This window comes from Chryseobacterium sp. G0201 (genome assembly GCF_003815655.1).
Taxonomy (GTDB): Bacteria; Bacteroidota; Bacteroidia; order Flavobacteriales; family Weeksellaceae; genus Chryseobacterium.
The window spans coordinates 376,863-398,446 of record NZ_CP033917.1; the positions used below are offsets into that span (position 1 = coordinate 376,863).

16 protein-coding genes are annotated in these 21,584 nt (G+C 35.1%); 8 read left to right on the forward strand and 8 right to left on the reverse strand.

The genetic code is table 11. The features are described 5' to 3' along the window. Positions 1-519 precede the first annotated feature (519 nt). From EG348_RS01650 to dnaK, 4 genes are all read right to left on the reverse strand, one after another. Entirely contained in the window at positions 520-1,395 is an 876-nt protein-coding gene (locus EG348_RS01650; RefSeq protein ID WP_123980095.1) for a helix-turn-helix domain-containing protein, read from the reverse strand. Positions 1,396-1,741: 346 nt separating this feature from the next. Beyond that, a complete protein-coding gene (locus EG348_RS21815) occupies positions 1,742-1,960 on the reverse strand; it encodes a cupin domain-containing protein (protein ID WP_262696698.1) in 219 nt (72 codons plus the stop codon). A 279-nt stretch (positions 1,961-2,239) separates the two neighbouring features. Next, the gene (locus tag EG348_RS01660) at positions 2,240-3,061 is read right to left on the reverse strand and encodes an alpha/beta fold hydrolase (RefSeq protein ID WP_123980097.1); all 822 of its coding nucleotides are present in this window, start codon (positions 3,059-3,061) and stop codon (positions 2,240-2,242) included. A gap of 482 nt (positions 3,062-3,543) precedes the next feature. After that, positions 3,544-5,442: a molecular chaperone DnaK gene (gene dnaK, locus EG348_RS01670; RefSeq protein WP_123980099.1), complete on the reverse strand. Its 1,899-nt coding sequence runs from the start codon at positions 5,440-5,442 to the stop codon at positions 3,544-3,546. Positions 5,443-5,751: 309 nt separating this feature from the next. On the opposite strand from dnaK, the gene ppk1 reads away from it, so the two are divergent. From ppk1 to EG348_RS01690, 5 genes are all read left to right on the forward strand, one after another. Beyond that, entirely contained in the window at positions 5,752-7,824 is a 2,073-nt protein-coding gene (ppk1, locus tag EG348_RS01675) for a polyphosphate kinase 1 (RefSeq protein ID WP_123980101.1), read from the forward strand. Further along, positions 7,821-8,705 (forward strand): exopolyphosphatase, encoded by an 885-nt coding sequence (locus EG348_RS01680; RefSeq protein WP_123980103.1) that lies wholly within the window; start codon positions 7,821-7,823, stop codon positions 8,703-8,705. The genes ppk1 and EG348_RS01680 overlap by 4 nt, the downstream gene beginning before the upstream one ends. A 372-nt stretch (positions 8,706-9,077) precedes the next feature. After that, the gene (locus tag EG348_RS01685) at positions 9,078-9,731 is read left to right on the forward strand and encodes an NAD-dependent epimerase/dehydratase family protein (RefSeq protein WP_123980105.1); all 654 of its coding nucleotides are present in this window, start codon (positions 9,078-9,080) and stop codon (positions 9,729-9,731) included. Continuing rightward, positions 9,728-9,877, forward strand: a complete 150-nt coding sequence (locus EG348_RS21600) for a hypothetical protein (RefSeq protein WP_164463241.1) — start codon at positions 9,728-9,730, stop codon at positions 9,875-9,877. Before EG348_RS01685 ends, EG348_RS21600 begins: the two co-directional genes overlap by 4 nt. Before the next feature lie 155 nt (positions 9,878-10,032). Next, positions 10,033-13,071: a choice-of-anchor I family protein gene (locus EG348_RS01690; protein WP_123980107.1), complete on the forward strand. Its 3,039-nt coding sequence runs from the start codon at positions 10,033-10,035 to the stop codon at positions 13,069-13,071. Between the two features lie 406 nt (positions 13,072-13,477). Here the strand turns inward: EG348_RS01690 and EG348_RS01695 are convergent, their stop codons facing one another. Together EG348_RS01695 and EG348_RS01700 are read right to left on the reverse strand one after the other, a co-directional pair. Further along, complete coding sequence (locus EG348_RS01695) at positions 13,478-13,726, reverse strand: NifU family protein (RefSeq protein ID WP_123980109.1); 249 nt, start codon at positions 13,724-13,726, stop codon at positions 13,478-13,480. A 47-nt stretch (positions 13,727-13,773) separates the two neighbouring features. Next, positions 13,774-14,883: an Mrp/NBP35 family ATP-binding protein gene (locus EG348_RS01700; RefSeq protein ID WP_123980111.1), complete on the reverse strand. Its 1,110-nt coding sequence runs from the start codon at positions 14,881-14,883 to the stop codon at positions 13,774-13,776. A gap of 132 nt (positions 14,884-15,015) precedes the next feature. Between EG348_RS01700 and EG348_RS01705 the strand changes: the two genes are divergently transcribed. Then, positions 15,016-17,838 carry a GH92 family glycosyl hydrolase gene (locus EG348_RS01705; protein WP_123980113.1) on the forward strand — a complete coding sequence of 941 codons (2,823 nt, stop codon included), beginning with the start codon at positions 15,016-15,018 and terminating at the stop codon, positions 17,836-17,838. A gap of 202 nt (positions 17,839-18,040) precedes the next feature. On the opposite strand, the gene EG348_RS01710 is transcribed toward EG348_RS01705, so the two are convergent. Both EG348_RS01710 and EG348_RS01715 read right to left on the reverse strand, forming a co-directional pair. Continuing rightward, the gene (locus tag EG348_RS01710; RefSeq protein WP_123980115.1) at positions 18,041-18,754 is read right to left on the reverse strand and encodes a phytanoyl-CoA dioxygenase family protein; all 714 of its coding nucleotides are present in this window, start codon (positions 18,752-18,754) and stop codon (positions 18,041-18,043) included. A 433-nt stretch (positions 18,755-19,187) separates the two neighbouring features. Then, complete coding sequence (locus tag EG348_RS01715; RefSeq protein ID WP_123980117.1) at positions 19,188-20,438, reverse strand: dicarboxylate/amino acid:cation symporter; 1,251 nt, start codon at positions 20,436-20,438, stop codon at positions 19,188-19,190. Positions 20,439-20,660: 222 nt separating this feature from the next. Between EG348_RS01715 and EG348_RS01720 the strand changes: the two genes are divergently transcribed. Then, positions 20,661-21,152, forward strand: coding sequence for a BON domain-containing protein (locus tag EG348_RS01720; RefSeq protein ID WP_123980119.1), 492 nt, complete (start codon positions 20,661-20,663; stop codon positions 21,150-21,152). A 6-nt stretch (positions 21,153-21,158) separates the two neighbouring features. Next, positions 21,159-21,578, forward strand: a complete 420-nt coding sequence (locus EG348_RS01725) for an SH3 domain-containing protein (protein WP_123980121.1) — start codon at positions 21,159-21,161, stop codon at positions 21,576-21,578. Positions 21,579-21,584: the final 6 nt, after the last annotated feature.

A 21,584-nucleotide genomic window follows, 5' to 3' on the forward strand; every position in this document is an offset into this window, starting at 1 on the left:
AACATGTTTTATTAAGAAATTCTAAATCATTAATTTCTAAAAAAGTATTTATTATTTTATTCGGTACAGAATATTCATAAGTGAGAGGTAGAAAGTTTTTATCCCAATCATTTTTTGTAATAAAACCAAATTCATTTTTTAAGAGAATATCTATATATTTTACAAACTCTTGTGAACTTAAATAATATTATTGATCTTTCATTATTGGTGATGTGATGTACAGCAAAGTATCAGAAAATAGAATGAAGCTTTCTTCTCAAAAATGCTTCTTACCTGATCATCATCAAAAGAAAAAATTATTGTAGTGTAAATTGCTGATGTTTTGACAAAGGTGAATACTTTGATATATGATCTCAAATATGATATACCATGCTTATATCAACAATTTGTTCATTGTAATTGATTTACTAAATCGAAAAAGGTTAGCTTAAAATCTAACCTAATTTGGTTATATTTTATTTTTTGATAAAGCTATATAATTTGGCATTGAATTTTTCCAATTCTTAAATGGATGGCTATCTAAAATTGTTTTCTAAAACCAGTAGGTGAAATCCCTGTATGTTTGGTAAAAAATCGAACAAAGTAAGCATCGTCTTCGTAATTCATATGATATGCTATTTCTTTCACACTCATTGTAGTATGTACCAAAAGTCGCTTGCATTCAAGTACAATACGGTTTTTTATAATTTCGTTAGAAGTCTCTTTACTAACTAATCCTATCTTTTTACTTAGATTTTTTGGGGTAATGCAAAGAAGATTCGCATAATCTGCAACAGTATGAAGCGTTTTATAATGCAGTTCTACCAATTTACTGAATTTTCTTAAAAACAGAACATCAGTCTGCTGTTCTTTATCCGATAACTGATGCTGCTGTTTCCAGATACGTGTAGATTTCAAGATAATTAATTTTAACAATGTTCTTAGCATTTCTTCCGTACCGGAATCTTCGTTTTTCAATTCTAACTGAATATCTCGAATGATTTTTTGCATTTCATCCGACTGTTCTTTGTCTAAATTTATAAAGGGTATTTCAAATACATTATTGTACAAAATACCATCACAGGCTACTTCCTGATCGTGAATTTCCACACAATAAAAATCTCTGTTAAAATGCATAAGCTGCCCTCCAATAGTTTCACAAGGCTTTAAAATGACATGAGGATTAATGAATAATAAGGTGTCAGTCCTCATTTCGATCTCCTGAAAATCCACTTGAACAATAGCACCTTGTGGAATAAACAGGACTTTGATATGCTCATTAATTTTTGATAAAGAGTCGTTCTCAATGGAGGCTTTACTGAATTCTAAATTGCCAAATTTTTTGTATGAAAATTCCTTAATCATTTTAGGATCTGAAAGATTATTGTTAATTCTTACTTTACATATTTGCAGCAAAAATAAGAAATTAAAAGGCTCCAATCATCCTAATCTTCGTAGCTTTATTTCGTCTTAATTCTCATTTCTTTCATTCGCAATCCAAATGTTCAAGAAAGGATCAATTATTCCTACTGAAAACCCTAAATAAGATTCTGGTATTAGTTTTATGGTCATTTTCTACACATTTTCCAGTAATGAAGAACTGATCTATTTACAAAAAAATGGGTAAATTCTAACCTTAAAAGTTAAAAATTACCCATTGACAGTTTATTAGCATCCCCCAATGCACCTATTCTAACCTTTTAAAATGAAAAGATATACTTAATTCGCAATAGCCTTTGATAAGTTTTAAGTGAATTCTAGATTATTTCTTGAATACAAGAAGCGGCCTATTCTTCTTAACGATATAAGTGGCAAGCTCAGAAGCTTTAGTTTTACCAATATTCTTTGCGGAGTGATTCTTTCCGGCAGGAACAAAAAGTACATCACCAGCTTTAAGGACAACAGGCTTTTCGCCCTCTAACTCATATTCAAATATGCCTTCGAGCACATAAATAACCTCTTCTCCTGGATGTGAATGCATACCGACAGCTGTCCCTGGCTCTAGGTCTATGCGTGCCTAGATAGTTTCGTATCCTACAGCCTCAATATTATGCCTTTGAAGGTCTGTACGCTTCACGCCGGATTGTTGTGCATCTGCGGTACCTGATATTAATGTTGTAAATAATCCGATTGTTAAAATTAAATTTTTCATGATCTTTAAATATTTGTTTGTTGTTTGATATTACAAATTTGGCTTAATTATTAAGCCCTAACAATGGAAGGCTTTCGCTTTGAATTGTATTTTTTGTCTCTGTTGTTTTTATTCTTTTATAAATGATAAAATGTCTTCATTAATTACATCTGCATTGATTGTTGGCATACCGTGAGAGAAGCCAGGATAAATAATCAGTTTACTGTTTTTTAAAATTTCTGCAGATTTTACTGCTGTGGTCTCATAAGGTACAATCTGATCGTCATCTCCATGAAGAACCAAAACAGGTATTTCCAAACTTTTTAGATCTTCAGTAAAATCCGTCTCAGAAAATACTTTGATACAATCATATTGAGCTTTTATACCGCCCATCATTCCCTGTCTCCACCAATTATCCTGTATCCCCTTCTTGATGGTCGCACCCTCTCTGTTATAGCCATAAAATGGTACTGTAAGATCCTGATAAAATTGTTGTCTGTTGTGAAGCGTACCATGTCGGATATCATCAAATGCTGAAAGAGGAACTCCATTGGGATTATTTGCATCTGCAATCATATAAGGTGTGATCGCACTTATCAAGACTACCTTATTCACTCTACCCTGCCCATATTGCGCTGCATATCTTACAGCTTCACCTCCTCCGGTTGAATGCCCAACATGGATAACATCCTTCAAATTCAAAAATTCAACCAGTTCTGCGACATCTGCTGCATATGTGTCCATATCATTACCCTTATAAGTTTGAGTAGATCTTCCGTGACCTCTTCTGTCGTGGGAAATTACCCTAAAACCTTTATCCAAGAAAAACATCATTTGTGCATCCCAGTCATCAGATGATAATGGCCATCCATGATGAAAAAATATTGGCTGTCCTTCTCCTAGGTCTTTGAAATAAATTTCCGTTCCGTCTTTTACTGTAAACTTGTTCATGTCTTTACTATTTGTTTATTATTAATTGTTTTTGATGTTGCAAAGTTGGGTTAATTTTAATGCCGTATCAATGGATGCTTTTCTCTTTGAATTGTACTTTTTGCCCAATCATATTTTATGAAGATTTAAAACAAAAACAGTTTTTTAAGAATGAAAATCGGTACCACTCAATAATTGAAGAGTTGCAAATGTGTGACGGAAACAGTGAAAAGTAATATTATTTTTAATACCGTCGCTTTCAATCCATTTCTTCAAGGGGTAGAGAAACCCATGATGGGGCAGGCAAATCTTCAAATACTAACCTTTCAGGATTTTAAGGCTCTCCCCATAACTGAAATACTTGAGATGATATTAGAGTATATTTTACTCCCTTAGTTTTTTTCTGAGTAAAGTGTAATATCAGAATCTAAAAAACGAAAAAACCGCCTTAAACAATCGTTTAAAGCGGTTTTATAATATTTAGCTATTTTTGCTAATCAAATTTATTTTACTTCTTCGAAGTCTGCATCCTGTACATCTTCAGCACCCCCTGCATTTGCATTACCTCCAGGGTTTTGAGCTCCTGCTCCTTCTGCCTGTTGTCCTGCTGCATACATTTCTTCTGAAGCTGCCATCCAAGCTGCATCTAAAACTTCTGTTTTAGCTTTTACATCATCACCATTTTTAGCTTCGAAAGCTGTTTTCAATTCTGCGTGAGCAGCTTCGATTGCTGCTTTTTTGTCAGCTGATAATTTATCACCAAACTCTTTCAATTGCTTTTCAGTCTGGAAGATCAATCCGTCAGCTTTATTGAAAATTTCAACTTCTTCTTTTCTCTTCGCATCAGATGCAGAGTTTTCCTGAGCTTCTTTTTTCATTCTTTCGATTTCTTCGTCAGAAAGACCTGAAGAAGCCTGAATTTTGATAGACTGCTCTTTACCTGTACCTTTATCTTTAGCAGAAACGCTAAGGATACCATTCGCATCAATATCGAAAGTTACTTCGATCTGAGGAACTCCTCTTTGTGCTGGTGGAATATCAGTAAGATCAAATCTACCGATCTCTTTATTATCGTTGAACATTGGTCTTTCACCTTGTCCTACTCTGATGCTTACAGCCGGCTGGTTGTCAGAAGCTGTAGAGAATACTTCAGATTTTTTAGTTGGGATCGTAGTGTTTGATTCAATTAATTTAGTGAATACAGAACCCATAGTTTCGATACCTAAAGAAAGTGGAGTAACGTCAAGAAGCAATACATCTGTTACGTCTCCTGTAAGAACTCCTCCTTGGATTGCAGCACCAATTGCTACTACTTCGTCAGGGTTTACTCCTTTAGATGGTTTTTTACCGAAGAATTTTTCAACTTCTTCCTGAATGATAGGGATTCTTGTAGAACCTCCAACCAAGATTACCTCGTCAATATCAGAGATAGAAAGACCTGCATCAGAAAGCGCTTTTTTACAAGGCTCCATAGATCTTCTTACTAAGTCTGCAGCTAACTGCTCGAATTTAGCTTTAGTTAAAGTCTTCACTAAGTGTTTAGGACCTGTAGCTGTAGCTGTGATATATGGTAAGTTGATTTCAGTTTGTGGAGAAGAAGACAATTCAATTTTAGCTTTTTCAGCAGCTTCTTTTAATCTCTGTAATGCGATTGCATCAGATTTTAAATCTACACCTTCTTCAGCTTTGAACTCGTCTGCCATCCAGTTGATAATTACATCATCAAAGTCATCACCTCCTAAGTGTGTATCACCATTTGTAGACAATACTTCGAAAACTCCGTCTCCTAAATCTAGGATAGAAACGTCAAAAGTACCACCTCCAAGGTCATATACAGCGATCTTCTGATCTTTATGAGCCTTATCCATACCGTAAGCCAATGCAGCTGCAGTTGGTTCGTTGATAATTCTTTCTACTGTAAGACCAGCGATTTCTCCTGCTTCTTTAGTAGCCTGTCTTTGTGCATCGTTGAAGTATGCAGGAACAGTGATTACCGCTCTTGTTACTTCTTGTCCAAGATAATCTTCAGCAGTTTTCTTCATTTTCTGAAGCGTCATTGCAGAAATTTCCTGTGGAGTATATTCTCTATCGTCAATTTTAACTTTTACAGTGTCATTCGGACCTTTTACAACTTCGTAAGGTACTCTTGAAATTTCACTTGCATCATCTTTAAAATGAGTTCCAATAAATCTTTTGATAGAATATACTGTCTTTTTTGGATTCGTTACAGCCTGTCTTTTTGCAGGATCTCCTACTTTTCTTTCACCATCTTCTGTAAATGCTACAATAGAAGGTGTTGTTCTTTTACCTTCTGCATTAGGAATTACAACAGCGTCTTTACCTTCCATTACAGCAACGCAAGAGTTTGTTGTTCCTAAGTCAATTCCAATTATTTTACTCATAATATTTATATTTTTTCTATTTTTAATTATTAATTACAATCTCTATTTCTCAATATCTGTACCATATAGTTTTTTGTGACAAATTGACATATTAAAAAATAAAACCCCGATATAATCGAGGTTTAAAAGTAGATAGTAGGAAATTTTTTCACTTTTTTCTAAATAAATTTCATAGAATTAATACATTGTTTGTCATGATAAGTCTTTATCTACTTATTTTTAATATGATGAAAATTAATCAAAGTTTAACCTAGAAAAGTAGTTGAAAAGCATTTGATTTATTATTTTTGATAAATTATAAACTAGAGAATGTCACTACACTTTAATCCGAGAGATATCACATGGCTTGCCTTTAACGAAAGAGTTTTACAGGAAGCGATGGACGAAAATGTGCCTTTACATCTTAGAATCCGTTTTTTGGGGATTTTTTCCAACAATTTAGATGAATTCTTCAGAGTGCGGGTTGCCGGATTAAAGCGTGCCATGGATTTTAAGGAAAAAGTGATCGCCGAATCTTTCTATCAGCCACCTTCCAAGATCCTTCAAAATATCAATGAAATTGTTATTAAACATCAGCAGAATTTCGATAAAACCTGGAAAAAAATTCAGGCTGAAATGGCCGATCAAAAGGTTTTCATTAAAAATTCTAAAAACTTAACGGCAAAACAAAAAGAATTTGTCAGAGAATATTTTGATGATGTTGTGGAAGCCAATGTTATTCCTATTCTTCTTCACGAGAACACGCCAATGCCTTATATGAGAGATAAAAGTCTTTATTTGGGTGTTGCGATGAGGAAAAAAGACTGGCAATATTCCAGTAATTATGCGATCATTGAAATTCCGTCGCGTTTTGTGGGAAGATTTGTATTGCTTCCGACAGAAGATCCTGAGGAGAAAAATGTAATGCTTTTGGAAGATGTAATTACATTCAACTTACCGCATATTTTCTCTTATTTCGGATATGACGAATTTGCAGCGAATGCTTTCAAAGTGACAAAAGATGCCGAAATGGATCTTGATAACGACATCAGAACCAATTTCGCCGAAAAAATAGAAAAAGGAATTAAAAACAGAAGAAAAGGAAAACCTACAAGGTTCGTTTTTGATAAAGATATGGATAAAGCATTGTTGGAATTGCTTATCCGTAAACTGAATTTAACCAAGAAAGACAGCATCATTCCGGGAGGAAAAATTCATAATTTCAAGCATTTCATGGACTTTCCTGATGTTTTTGAATCATATGCAAAACCGGTAGAAAGAACTTCCTTTTCACATCCCGCTTTTGAACATGGCGAGAGAGTGACAGATGTTATTCTTGCAAAAGATATTCTTCTAACTTTTCCTTATCATAAATACAGTCCGGTAATCGATCTTTTGCGTGAGGCAGCAATGGATCCTGATGTAAAATCAATTCAGATCACGGCATACCGTCTCGCAAGCAGTTCAAAAATCATTAATGCATTGATCTACGCTGCTAGAAATGGTAAAGAAGTTACGGTAATGCTTGAACTTCAGGCAAGATTTGATGAAGAATCCAACTTAAAATGGAAGGAAATGCTGGAACCTGAAGGAATCACTGTTTTGGTGGGAATTCCTGATAAAAAAGTTCATGCCAAGCTTTGTATCATTAAGAAAAGAGCACAGAATAAAACGCTTCAATACGGTTTCGTAAGTACAGGAAATTTTAACGAGAAAACAGCTAAAATCTACGGTGATCATTTATTAATGACATCAGACCGTCATGTGATGGCAGATATTAATAAAATTTTTAATGTATTAAAGAAGCACAAAGAAGATTATTTACCTGTTTTGAAAACCTGTAAAAATTTATTGGTCTGTCCACAATTTATGCGTGAGAAGATTGTTCATCACATAGACAAAGAAATTGAAGAAGCCAAAGCAGGACGAAGAGCGGAAATGATTATTAAAGCCAATTCGGTGAGTGACCGTGCTTTAATTACAAAATTATACGAGGCTTCTATGGCCGGTGTTGTCATAAAAATCATTGTAAGAGGTATTTATTGCGCTGTGAATCAGAAAGATTTTAAAGAAAAGATAAAAGCGATCAGCATTGTGGATGAATATCTGGAACACGCCAGAGTCATGTATTTCTACAATAAAGGCGCAGAAGATATGTATATTTCCTCAGCAGACTGGATGACCAGAAACCTTGACTACAGAATTGAAGCTGCAGCCAAAATCACCGATAAAGATCTGAAAAAAGAATTAAAAGAAATTCTCGACATTCAGTTGAGAGATAACGTAAAAGCTCGTATTTTAGACAAAAAATTGAGCAACGAATACATCAGCAATGAAAAAGAAGAATGCCGTTCTCAGATAGAAACTTATAAATATTTAAAAGCTAAAACAAGCAAAAAATGAAGATCGCAGCTATAGACATAGGAAGTAATGCAGCCCGACTTTTAATTAATGAAGTAAAAATCAACAACAATAAGCCTGAATTTATTAAGCTTAATCTTTTGAGAATCCCTCTGAGATTGGGGATGGACGTTTTTACATTAGGAAAGATCGGTGAAGAAAGAGAAAAAATGGTGATCGATTCCATGAAGATTTTCAGTGATCTGATGAAGATTTACAAGGTTGAACATTACAGAGCCTGTGCCACAAGCGCAATGCGTGATGCAGCCAACGGTCAGGAAATCATTGAACATGTAAGGGATGCTTCAGGAATCAATATTGAAATCATTTCCGGAGACGAAGAAGCTACTCTGATCTACGAAAACCATGTTGCAGAAGGTTTAGACAAAGAATTTGCCTATTTATACATTGATGTTGGCGGTGGTTCTACCGAGCTTACGTTCTACGAAAACGGAAAAATGGTATATGAAAAATCATTCAATATCGGAACGATTCGTTTGCTGAATAACCTGGTTACTTTCGAGAACTGGAAAGAAATGAAAGAAGAGATCAAGAACAATATTTCCAGCGAAAAACCTATCGTTGCCATCGGTTCTGGAGGAAATATCAACAAAGTTTTCTCTATGAGCAAAACCAAAGACGGAAGAGCTATGACACTTTCTCATCTTAAAAAGGTATACAAAGAGTTTAACGAACTTTCTGTAGAAGAAAGAATGACAAAACACAATCTTAGAGAAGACAGAGCCGATGTTGTGGCCCATGCATTGAGGATTTTCAATAACGTTATGACATGGTCTGATATCAATCGAATTTTTGTACCTAAAATTTCTGTAGCAGACGGACTTATCCATAATATTTACAGTCAGTTGCACGATAAAAAATAATTAAAAATTCACATATTATAGTAAAACCAGTCATTTTTTGGCTGGTTTTTTTTATAAAGATGTGAAAGTTATTATTATTCATTACCAATTACTCATTATTTATATTTTTAGAAGCTATTTCCCGCTCTCCGCACTCGCTATTTATTAGGTTTCGGCGCGGCGGCTTTGCCGCCGCGCCGAAACCTAATAAATGAGCTCAAACAAATGCTGCGATCGGGGCTAAGGTTTTAGTCGTCATTAGAAATATTCTCCATTGATGATCGAAACTCTCGAAGCCACCACAATAAAAAAAATTTCAACAATAACATATTTTTTGTAATTTCCTTAAAGTAAAAACAAATCCGGAAACGTCATTATTTTATAACATAAAAAATGAGCTCAATCAAAATAATTCTTACAGGTGCTACAGGAATGGTAGGCGAAGGCGTTTTACTGGAATGTCTTGAAAACTACAATATTTCCGAGATCCTAAGTGTAAGCAGAAAACCATCTGGAAAAACACACGCGAAACTAAAAGAGTATTTAGTTCCAAATTTTCTTGCCATTGATGTAAATGATGAAAATTTAAAAGGTTACGATGCCTGTTTTTTCTGCGCCGGAATCAGCAGTGTGGGAATGAATGAAGAAGATTACACCAAGATTACATACGACACAACCTTACATTTTGCCAAAGTGCTTTTAAAACTAAATCCGGAAATGGTTTTCAACTACGTTTCAGGAGCTCATACCGACAAAACAGAAAGCGGAAAGCTCATGTGGGCAAGAGTAAAAGGAAAAACAGAAAACGATTTGAAAAAATTGGGTTTCAAAGATGTCTATAATTTCCGTCCCGGATTTATGAAACCTGTTGACGGACAAGTAAATGTAAAATGGTTTTTCAAACCTGTGATATGGCTCTTCCCTATTCTTTTACCTTCAAAATCGTTAACCTTACATGAAGTCGGCAGAGCGATGATCAATGCTGTGCAAAAAGGATATTCTACATCAGTTTTAGAAATTCAGAACATTAAAAACTTAGCAAAATGAGAGCAATGATAAAAAGGATCATTTTAGTTATTTTCATACTACTGATCATTACGGCAATTTCAGGATTTTTGTATACGCAAAAGCATTCTTTAGAAAACGTATCATCTATAAAAAAGGTAGATCATACCGAAAAAATTGCGAAATAAACTCCAAACTTAGTTTCCACCATTATTAATCACATCCTTAATCTTTTTAAATTTTTATTTAATTTTTATTACGAATTATTAATCATTTCTTAAGATTCTATTAAAACCATTACAGACTAGAAAGTTCATTTTTGCATAAATCTAATTAAGTAAAAATGGTTAACAATTACCTTTTAAAAGGGTCTGCAATTGCCGCATTCTTTCTTCAGGGCGGACTTTTCGGGCAGACACTTATTCACTACTGGAATTTTAATAACAATGCTTCAGCAAACGCGATTACCGCTCCGACTTCCACATTGGTAAACGGTTCTCTTACCGCAGTAACAAGTGGAACAACAGAAGTCGATTTCGCGGGAGGAACCGGACAAAACTTCAATACAGAGAATCTAAATGCCAGAAATGGTGACGTTCCCGGAACGCATTTAAGATATAATTTCCCAATTAACGGAAACTTACAATTCAACCTGCCAACTACCGGATATAACAATGTCGTAGTCAAATTCACGACAAGAAGATCCGGTTCGGGAGCAGGAACACAGACTTGGTCTTATTCAACAAACGGAACAACGTTCATTCCTTATCAGACAGTTTCTCCTCTGGATGCTAATCCGCAATTAATTACTTTCGATTTTTCTGCAATTTCAGGCGTTGCGAACAATCCGAATTTCAAATTAAAAGTTGAATTCTCAACGGGTACAGGAGGAAACGTTGGAAACAACCGTTTTGATAACTTTACCGTAGACGCTGCTGCAACAGGCGGTGCAGACACTACTCCACCCACGGTAGCTTATCTTCCGACAAACAGCACAAATAATGCTTCCACGACTGTAAATCCTACGATTTCTTTTAATGAAAATGTAAGATTAACAGACAATTCCGCGATCAACGATTCTAATGCACAAACTCTTGTAGATTTCCGTCTTGGAAGTTCTACAGGCACACAAGTTCCCTTTACAACTACTTTCAACAACAACAAAATCACAGTAATCCCGACTGCAGGTTTAGTTCCCAATCAGACTTATTATTTGGCTTTAAAACCGAATATGGTAGAAGATACCAGCGATAACGCAGTTACGACAACTACGGCTACAATTTTCACAACAGCAGGAACTTCGATTTCTTTAGATAAAAACTTTATTAAAGTCAATGAAAATGCGGGAAGTTTAGCATTTAAGATTAATATTAACAATCCATCTACCTCAACAGTGAATTTGGTTGTTAAACCTGCACCTTTCAGTACGGCAGACAGTAATGATTTTACTTTAACGAATCAAACGATTAATATTACTCCGTCAACAACAAGTTATACCGTAAATATTCCTATCACTGATGATACATTGGAAGAACAAAGTGCTGAGTATTTCGTTGTAAGCCTTGAAAATCCAGTTGGCGCAACCATTTTAGGAGATAATAATGCTACAGTTTATATTGTTGATAATGACAAGCAGGCTCCGGTTCCTTCTCAACAAATTCAATTAAATTATATTGGAAGTTTTGATCCTTCAGGAAACAGCACAAGTTCTACGGAAATTGTCGTTCACGATCCTACATCTCAAAAATTATTCACAATCAGTTCTCTGACTGATGTTTTTGATATTATTGATTTCAGCAATCCTACTACTCCGGTTGTTACTAAAACCGTGAATATGGCCTCTTACGGAGGAATTACCAGCATCGCCGTAAAAAACGGAATTATTGCAGTTTCTTCACCTAATGCCAACCCGCAACTTAACGGTTCTGTTGTTTTCTTTGATATTAATGGAAACTTTATGAAACAGGTTACGGTTGGAGCTTTACCGGACATGATCACTTTCACTCCGGACGGAACCAAAGTTATTACAGCTAATGAAGGTGAACCAAATGATGCTTACACCGTAGATCCTGAAGGAACAATCAGTATCATTGATATTTCCGGAGGTGTTGGAAATCTTACTCAAACTAATGTTTCAACACTAAATTTTAATGCTTTTGATTCTCAACTTTCGGCTTTAACTGCGACAGGATTAAGAAAAGTAAGAACGAGCAATACGCTTTCTCAAGACTTGGAACCTGAATATGTTACGGTAAGTTCCGACAGTCAGAAAGCTTGGGTTACGCTTCAGGAAAACAATGCTGTTGCAGAAGTTAATTTAGCCACAAAAACCATCACAAGTATTTGGGGATTAGGCAAAAAAGATATGAGCCTTCCTGGAAACGGTTTTGATGCTTCTGATAATAACGGCGAAATTTTGATCGCCAACTGGCCGGTGAAAACCTATTACACTCCTGATGCTGTTCAAAACTTTAAAATAGGAAACACCAATTATATCGTAACCGCCAACGAAGGTGACGAAAAAGACCTTTCCGGTTTCAGTGAAAGAACGACTGTTGGAGCTAATGCTTATACTTTAGATCCAACCATTTTCCCAAATGCAGATATTCTAAAAGCATCTCATAATTTAGGAAGATTCAGAGTTTCAAATGCGACAGGAAATACAGACGGAGATGCAGAATTTGAAGAGATTTCTGCGTTGGGAGCAAGATCATTCTCTATTTTCAATGCAGATACAAAACAGATCGTTTATGACAGCGGTGACAGATTTGAAAGATATATTGCAGCTAATTATCCATTAATTTTTAATGCTGATAACGAAGCAAACGGTGCAAAAAACAGAAGCCGTGCAAAAGGCCCTGAACCGGAAGGTGTAGCGTTAGGAACAATCAACGGTCATACTTACGCATTCATTACTCTGGAAAGAACAGGTGGCGTAATGGTTTACAATATTACAGATCCTAATAATCCTACGTTTACAGATTATAAACATTCTCGTTCTACTTCGGCTTACGGAGGCGACAATGGCCCGGAAGGAATCACCTACATCGCTCCTCAAAATACAACAACAGGAAAAGGCTATGTGATTATTGCCAATGAGATCAGCGGAACTTTGTCGATGTATGAAGTCGCAAATTCTGCAACGTTAGGAACAGGAGAAATAAAAACTGAAAAATCTACCTTTAATATATTCCCGAACCCTGTAGCAAAAGGAAATACCTTATATTTCAACAGAGCTCAAGGCTACGAATTGTACGATATGTCCGGAAAATTAATCGGAAAAGAGAAAAATGCTTTAACAATTGATACTTCCAAACTTTCTACAGGAGTTTACTTGGTAAAAACTTCTGAAGGACAAGTAAAAAGAGTTATTGTAAAATAACATATATTATTTAGTTGATTGCAAAAGGCTTCGGAATTGTTTTCCGGAGCTTTTTTGTTGCTGGGAAATTGATTAGTTTTAGGTTTTGATATTTAAAATGAAAACAGATTTTGAGAGCTTAATCGAAAAAGCCCATAAAGCAAAGACTCAAACCAATTATTGGAATCAGATTATGTTACTCAGACAATTTGTGAATGAAGAAATGATTTTGAGATGTTTTCAATTAATTGATTCATAATAGTTGCAGAAATAAGATATTAATGAAGATTGGCTTGAAGATCTTAAAAAACTGTATAGAAGTATTACAGTAAATACTAATTTTAAATAATTGATTATGTATAATTTAGTGTAAATAAAAAAGACAGGCCTAAAAAACCTGTCTTTAAAAATATCTCAATTTTATTTTTTACTCTACGTTAATTACTTTCTGAATTTCCGGAGCATGTTGTTTAATGGTAGTTTCGACACCTAATTTAAGGGTAGAAAAGTTTAGAGAACATCCGGAACAATTTCCTAAAAGTTTTACATAAACCGAGCTATCTTTCACATCAATAAGCTCAATATCTCCGCCATCTTTATTCAAAAACGGACGAATACTATCTAAAGCCTCCATTACTCTTGTTACAGTATCTTCGTGTGTTATATTTGTTTCCATATTTTTTTCTTCAGTTCAATTCGGTTTTTCAAAGGTATTGAAAATAATTATTTTTTTGCTTTTGGCGAGCATCCTGCCATTGTTGTGATCTTTACCGCTTCTGTTGGAGGAAGATGTTTATTTCTTTCTACCAAGCTTTCAATCATTTTACGGGCAGTTTCTGTATAGATCTCTGCAATTTTAGAGTTTTCCTGTAAAGCTGCCGGTCTTCCGACATCTCCCGCTTCTCTGATGCTTTGAATCAAAGGAATCTCGCCTAATACAGGAATTCCTAGATCATCAGCCAAATATTGTGCACCCTGGTTTCCAAAGATATAATATTTATTGTCAGGCAATTCTTCCGGCGTAAAATACGCCATATTTTCGACTAATCCAAGAACCGGAATATTAATACTTTCCATATTAAACATCGCAATTCCTTTTCTAACGTCAGCCAAAGCCACGTGCTGAGGTGTACTTACAATCACCGCACCCGTTACAGGAACCTCCTGAATGATTGATAAGTGAATATCACCCGTTCCCGGAGGAAGATCAATCAATAAAAAGTCTAATTCTCCCCAAGCTGCATCTCTGATCATTTGGTTTAATGCTTTTGAAGCCATTGGGCCTCTCCATACTACCGCCTGATTTGCTCCTGAGAAATATCCTATTGAAAGCATTTTCACACCATAATTTTCGATAGGTTTCATTAAGCTTTTCCCGTTTACATCTACAGAAACCGGCTTTTGACCTTCTGTATCAAACATTGTAGGAACAGATGGACCGTAAATGTCTGCATCCAATAAACCTACTTTAAAACCCATTTTTGCCAACGTAACTGCAAGGTTTGCAGCAACTGTAGACTTACCAACACCTCCTTTTCCGGAAGCAATGGCAATAATATTTTGAATTCCAGGAATTTGTTTTCCTTTGATCTGACTTTGCTGAATTTCGCTAGGCTCCGGAGAAACTATTTTAAGTTTTAAATTAATCTCTTCTCCAAATTCACTTGCAAAAGCTTGCTTCATTGCTGCTTCAAGCTTCTTTTTTTCGTGCATCGCAGGAGAATGAGCCGTCATGTCGATATAGACATCATTACCCATTACCTGAAAATTAGTCACTAAGTCATCTACTTCTATCTCTTTAAGGAAATCCTGAACCTTTTCTTTCGTCAACATAATATATTGCTATAAATTATTCACAAATTTACGGAAATTTTAGCTATTTAGAATAAGTAAACGCAATGATAGATATTTTCTTTTGTGCAATCAAATTTTGTGGTAATTTAGGGCGATTTTAATTTTTACATGATGAAAAAAATATTAATTGTTCTTTCAGTAATTATTGCTCATAATCTATTTTCGCAAAATTATTCGCAATATGTAAATCCTTTTATTGGAACCGGCGGTCACGGACACACATTTCCGGGTGCTATTGTTCCATTCGGAATGGTACAGCTTTCACCCGATACAAGAGTGGACGGAAGTTGGGACGGTTGCAGTGGATATCATTATTCAGACTCTGTGATCTATGGTTTTTCTCACACGCATCTTAATGGAACCGGTGTTTCTGATTACGGAGACATTATGCTGATGCCTACAATGGGAAATCCAAGTTTGGATAACAAGGAATATTCTTCAAAATTTTCGCATAAAAACGAAAAAGCTTCGGCAGGATTTTATTCCGTTAAATTAGATAAAAACAACATCGATGTTCGACTGACAACAACAAAAAGAGTCGGTTATCACGAATATACTTTCAACAGTGCAGGAAATGCAAACATTATTTTAGACCTCAACCACAGAGATAAATTGCTTGAAGGCGAGGTTAAAATAATTGATGATAAAACAATCGAAGTTTTCCGAAGAAGTGAAGCTTGGGCAACCAACCAATACATTTACGCAAGAATTGAATTCTCAAAACCTATGTTCGAAACAAAAGTACTTGAGGCACATGATTCTCTGCCAAGAGGTACTATACAGCCCAGCAACTTTTATCATGGAACTCAAGTAAAAATCGCTTTTTCCAATAAAGTTAAAAAAGGTGAGAAAATTCTTGTAAAAGTAGCAATTTCACCAACAGGTTATGAAGGTGCAGGAAAAAACATGTTAGCTGAAGGTAAGTCTAATGATTTTGAAACCATCAAAAAACAAGCTATTGCCGATTGGGACAAAGAATTATCAAAAATTGAAGTTAAATCTTCCGATAAAGATAAACTGGCGGTTTTCTACACAGCAATGTATCACGTTTTCACGCAACCGAACATTAATATGGATGTTGACGGAAAATACAGAGGTCGTGACAACAAGTTCTACACGGCAAAAGACTTTAATTATTACTCCGTTTTCTCGCTTTGGGATACTTTCAGAGGAGCACATCCTTTGATGTCTTTAATTGACAGAAAAAGAACGGCAGATTTCATCAATACTTTCATCAAACAATACGAACAGGGCGGAAAACTTCCGGTTTGGGAACTGGCTTCCAACGAAACGGAGTGTATGATCGGTTACCACTCGGTTTCTGTGATTGCAGATGCCATGGCAAAAGGAATTACAGGTTTTGATTATGAAAAAGCATTTCAGGCTTCTAAAAATTCTGCAATGTTGGATATTTTTGGTTTAAATGCATACAAACAAAATAATTATATCGCTATTGATGACGAACATGAAAGTGTTTCTAAAACGGTAGAATATGCTTACGATGACTGGTGTATCGCCCAAATGGCTAAAATTTTAGGCAAAAAAGAAGATTATCAATATTTCATGAAGCGTTCTCAGAACTGGAAAAACCTTTACAATCCAAAGAACGGATTTATGCAGCCTAGAAAAAATGGAAATTGGAACGAGCCATTTGAACCAAGAGAAGTTAATAATAATTATACAGAAGGAAATTCGTGGCATTATTCTTATTCTGTTCAGCAAGATATTCCGGGATTAATTGCGGCTCATGGTGGAAAGGAGAAATTTGAACAATTTATTGATGCTATTTTTGCTGCTCCAAATACAACGACAGGCAGAGAACAGGTTGATATCACAGGGTTGATGGGACAATACGCTCAAGGAAACGAACCGAGTCACCACATTGCTTATTTATACAATTATGTTGATAAGCCGGAAAAAACGGATGCAAAAATCAAATATATCCTTGATAATTTTTACAAAAATACGCCTGATGGTTTAATTGGAAACGAGGATTGCGGACAGATGAGTGCATGGTATATCTTAAGTACAATGGGTATTTATTCCGTAACGCCGGGATTGCCGGAATGGCAGACTACCAAACCTTATTTTGATGAGGTTAAAATTCATCTGGAAGACGGAACAACAAGAACAATCACAAAAAATACAGGCAGAGCTGAGCTTAAAAAATTAGGTTTTGAGAATGCAAAATCATTCAAGGATTATAAGTATGATGAATTAACAGCTACACCAGTCATCAAAGCTGACAGAATTTTCGATTTTTCTACTAAAATTGAGATTACAGCTTTAAACCCGAATGATAAATTGTATTTCATGACCATGGATGAAGGTGATGCGAATGTAAGAAAGACTTTCAAAGTTTACAAAGAACCGTTTACCATCAGTAAAACCACTCAGGTTTCTGCTTATGCTGAAAGAAATGGGGAGAAAAGTTCAATTGTAACAGCCAATTTCAATAGAAGACCGAATAATTGGGACATCACAGTGAATTCTAAACCAACTCCACAATATACAGCCAGCGGAAAATTATCATTAATTGACGGAATCAATGGTGATGTAAATTGGAGAAAAGGCGAATGGCTGGGCTATCAAGGTCAGACTTTTGAAGCAATTATTGATATGAAATCACCTCAACAGATCACAAAATTGTCTTCAACTTACCTTCAGGACAGCAAAGCATGGATCTTGATGCCTAAAAAAGTAGAATATTACGCTTCTATGAATGGAAGAGATTTTATTCTTCTAAAAACGGTTGATAATACGGTTGATCCGAAAGATGAAACAATCCAGACCAAAGATTTCGGAACAGATATTCTTCCAACCGAAGCTCGTTATATAAAAGTAAAAGCTTATCATTTCGGAATTCTTCCTGAGTGGCATCAGGGCGCTGGCGGGCAGGCTTACATCTTTATTGATGAGATTTCTGTGAAATAATTATTAAATTTTATTCTAAATAATAAACCTCTTTCAGCTTGAAAGAGGTTTTGTTTTTTTATTTTGTAATAATCCATACGGATTTAAAACAGTTAGTATTAGCGATGTCATCCTGAGCGAAGTCGAAGGATCTTTAATAGTAATGAAAAAGATTCTTCATTTCGCTGCGCTGCATTCAGAATGACAAACTTTACGCTAAAATTTAATTCATTCTCTCAGACCAATTCAATTCTTCAGGAAGTTCTTTATCCGAGAATTCGATATGAATAACTCTCCTTTTCTTACCATTTGTTGTTCTATTTGAACCATGAAGGATTAGAGGTTTCATGATCATAACTCCGCCTTTTTCTACATCACAGATTTCTTCGGTTTCAATACTCCAATCTATCGTTTCCGGTCTGTAAATTCCTTTTGCGTGAGATTTTGGAACCACTTTTAAAGCTCCATTATTTTCATCCGTATCATCTAAATGAATTCTGATCGTGTAAACATTTTCAAGAATATCCAGAGGTGGCTGAACTGCAAACTGATTCTGTTTAGTCGTCCAAGGTCCGAAATTTGGAAGATTAACTTTTTTATCCACAGAAATTGTCAGATCCTGATGATAAGCAACATACCAATTGGATTTTTCAGGTTTATCAAAATAAATACTTTTTACAGTAAAATATTTTTCACCGAAAATTTCTTTGATGATTGTTTTAATATTTTCATTAAAAATCAAGTCTTTAGCATCAGGAATTTCTTTTAAAAACTGTCTTATGGCAAAAAGATCCTCCGATTTTCTGAAGGTTTCTTTTGAGGTATCTATATTTTCGAGAACGTGAATTATCTTATTAATTTCTTCATCAGAAAAAATATTGTTGATTACCGTGAAACCATTTTCCGTAATTAAATTTTTATGATTTTGTAAATTCATTTAATAAATTTGATTTTTTATTGAATCTATTTAAAATGCAAAGATCGCAAAGATTTTCTTTAAAATTATTGAGAATATTTTTCGTTCGCAAAGGCGTTTCACTCAGCAAAGGTTGGAAAATTACAGAAATTTGCCCTAAAATTTGTCATTCCGGAGGAATCTAAATGCCAATATTAAAATTGCTGTAGAGATCCTTCCAGGATGACAAACCGATTGTTGAATTGATTATGAGATTGCTTCACCTTCGGTTCGCAATGACAAATTTTGAAAGAAGGACAACTACCCTAGCCCCGATTGAAATGAAAATCCTTTTTTGAAAAAAAAGATTGTAATGGAAAGCGGGAATAGCTTCAAATAAAAAATAAATGGTCAATAATGAATCTTTAAAAAATTCACTATTGACCATTCACTTTGCGTAAGCAAAATTGATGTTTTACATATCACCACCGTGATTTTCCAACTGCCCTTCCCATTTTGAAACCGCAGATGTTGCCAAAGCATTTCCTAATACGTTGGTCATACTTCTTCCCATATCACAGAAATGGTCGATTGGCAAGATTAAAGCAATTCCTTCCGGCGGAATTCCAAACATTGAGCAGGTTGCTACGATAATTACTAATGAAGCTCTCGGAACCCCTGCAATACCTTTTGAAGTCAACATTAATACTAAAAGCATAGTAATTTGTTGTCCGATTGTCATTTCAATTCCGTAAATCTGAGCAATGAAAATTGATGCAAATGTCATGTACATCATACTTCCATCCAGATTGAAAGAATATCCTAAAGGTAAAATGAATGATACTACTCTATTATTACACCCGAATCTTTCTAATTCTTCAACCAATTTCGGGAAAACAGCTTCCGAACTCGTTGTTGAAAAAGCGATTAATAAAGGCGCTTTGATTCTTTTTAATAATTCAAAAAGACGGTTTCCTAAGATCAGATATCCAACCAATAATAAAACCAGCCAAAGAATTGCTAATGCAAAGAAAAAGTCTCTTAAATAAATGGCGTACACTTTAAAAATTTCGAAACCATTGGTTGCGACGACAGCTGCGATAGCTCCTAAAACGCCAAGCGGTGCAAACCACATGATGTAGCCTACCATTTTCAGGATTCCGTGCGCTACAATGTCGAATAATTTAATAACAGGTTGAGAATATTCCTCGCCCATATTTGCTAAAGCAACCCCGAACATGATCGAGAATACTACAATTTGTAATACTTCGTTTGTTGCAAAAGCTTCAAATATACTTTTAGGAATTACGTGTTTTACAAAATCTTCCATTGAAAAACCTTTACTGCTTTTCAATAATTCTTCGGCAGATGCCGCATCCTGAATTGGAAGTTTGGTTACATGTCCCGGTTCCAGCCAATTTACCAATATCAAACCAATAAAAAGAGAGATCAGGGATGCCGAAATAAACCACAACATCGCTTTTGTTCCTACTCTTCCGATCATTTTGATGTCGCTCATTTTTGCAATTCCGACTACCAATGTTGTGAAAACCAACGGAGCAATGATCATCTGTACCAATCTGATGAAAACTGTCCCAAGAAGTTTTATGTTTTTAGAAAAAGGTTCTGCGCTTTCCGGATATTGCAAATGCACAAATCCACCAATACCCACACCAATAATAAGCGCAACGATAATTGCTATAAAAAGTTTATTTTGTCCTTTCATAAAATAGTTCAAGTTTCGCAAATATAATAGTTTTTAAGTTGGCACAGGATTTTTATTAAGACTGTAATAATTTTATGTTAAATTAACAATACATTAAAATTAATAGCCTGATTTATAAAATATTGTAAAAAAAGTTGGAAATATTTATTTAATTTTTATCTGTTTGGTATAAATTTTATTATTACATTTGATTGTATTAACAACATTAATAAATATACAACTATGAAAAAAACTATCGCAATGGCTGCATTGGCTATGGCAGTATCTTTCGGAGCTATTTCTTGTAAAAAGAAAGTTTCTGATGCAGACCTTCAGACTCAAGCTACAACAATCGTAACATCTAATCCGAACGCTTCTGTTGAAGTAAAAGAGGGTGTTGCTCACTTAAGCGGAACTTTCGCAGATCAAGCTTCTAAAGATGCAATGATTGCTCAATTAAAAGCTGTAAAAGGTGTAAAAGAAGTAATGGATATGTCTACTATTGCAGCTCCAATGCCCGCTACTCCTGCAGTTGAAACGACTTCAGCGGTAGATCCTGCAGCTCAGAAGAAAGTTCAGGACGCTGTTAAAGATTTCCCATCTGTAAAAGTTGAAGTTGTAAACGGTGAATTAACGCTTACAGGAAATGTTTCTTCTCTACAGGCTAGAAAAATCAAAGAATCTGTAGATGCTTTGAAAGTTGGAAAAGTAAATTATAACTATACAGTAAAATAATTAGAAATGAGCACATTACAAGATAAATATTCAAGCGTAGTTTCTGCAGCTCAGTCAGCAGGAATTTCAGGTCTTCAAGTTCAGGAACAAGATGGAATCCTTTATGTTTCAGGAAGCGCTACAAACACAGCTGCAAAAGATGCTGTTTGGAATGCTCTAGGAGCAATTGATTCTACTTATTCTGCATCAGATATCAACATCGATGTACAGGTTTCTGGTCTTGCTGCTGGTGCGGCTCTTACTGTTGCAACAGAAGATTCTAACCTAAACATCAGACAAGAGCCTTCTACGGAAGCTGCTGTTGTTGGTAAAGCTGCAAAAGGTTCTAACGTAACTTTGATCGAGCAGACTTCTGATGATTGGTGGAAAGTAAAAAATGCTGATGGACAGGAAGGTTATGCTTATTCAAGATATTTGAAAGCTTAAAAAATA

Bases quoted from the DNA above. Each gene is read 5' to 3' on its own strand.
- EG348_RS21815 (WP_262696698.1), bottom strand. From the start codon at position 1,960: ATGCATTCACATCCAGGAGAAGAGGTTATTTATGTGCTCGAAGGCATA.
- EG348_RS01660 (WP_123980097.1), bottom strand. From the start codon at position 3,061: ATGAACAAGTTTACAGTAAAAGACGGAACGGAAATTTATTTCAAAGAC.
- dnaK (WP_123980099.1), bottom strand. From the start codon at position 5,442: ATGAGTAAAATAATTGGAATTGACTTAGGAACAACAAACTCTTGCGTT.
- ppk1 (WP_123980101.1), top strand. From the start codon at position 5,752: ATGTCACTACACTTTAATCCGAGAGATATCACATGGCTTGCCTTTAAC.
- EG348_RS01680 (WP_123980103.1), top strand. From the start codon at position 7,821: ATGAAGATCGCAGCTATAGACATAGGAAGTAATGCAGCCCGACTTTTA.
- EG348_RS01685 (WP_123980105.1), top strand. From the start codon at position 9,078: ATGAGCTCAATCAAAATAATTCTTACAGGTGCTACAGGAATGGTAGGC.
- EG348_RS21600 (WP_164463241.1), top strand. From the start codon at position 9,728: ATGAGAGCAATGATAAAAAGGATCATTTTAGTTATTTTCATACTACTG.
- EG348_RS01690 (WP_123980107.1), top strand. From the start codon at position 10,033: ATGGTTAACAATTACCTTTTAAAAGGGTCTGCAATTGCCGCATTCTTT.
- EG348_RS01695 (WP_123980109.1), bottom strand. From the start codon at position 13,726: ATGGAAACAAATATAACACACGAAGATACTGTAACAAGAGTAATGGAG.
- EG348_RS01700 (WP_123980111.1), bottom strand. From the start codon at position 14,883: ATGTTGACGAAAGAAAAGGTTCAGGATTTCCTTAAAGAGATAGAAGTA.
- EG348_RS01705 (WP_123980113.1), top strand. From the start codon at position 15,016: ATGAAAAAAATATTAATTGTTCTTTCAGTAATTATTGCTCATAATCTA.
- EG348_RS01710 (WP_123980115.1), bottom strand. From the start codon at position 18,754: ATGAATTTACAAAATCATAAAAATTTAATTACGGAAAATGGTTTCACG.
- EG348_RS01715 (WP_123980117.1), bottom strand. From the start codon at position 20,438: ATGAAAGGACAAAATAAACTTTTTATAGCAATTATCGTTGCGCTTATT.
- EG348_RS01720 (WP_123980119.1), top strand. From the start codon at position 20,661: ATGAAAAAAACTATCGCAATGGCTGCATTGGCTATGGCAGTATCTTTC.
- EG348_RS01725 (WP_123980121.1), top strand. From the start codon at position 21,159: ATGAGCACATTACAAGATAAATATTCAAGCGTAGTTTCTGCAGCTCAG.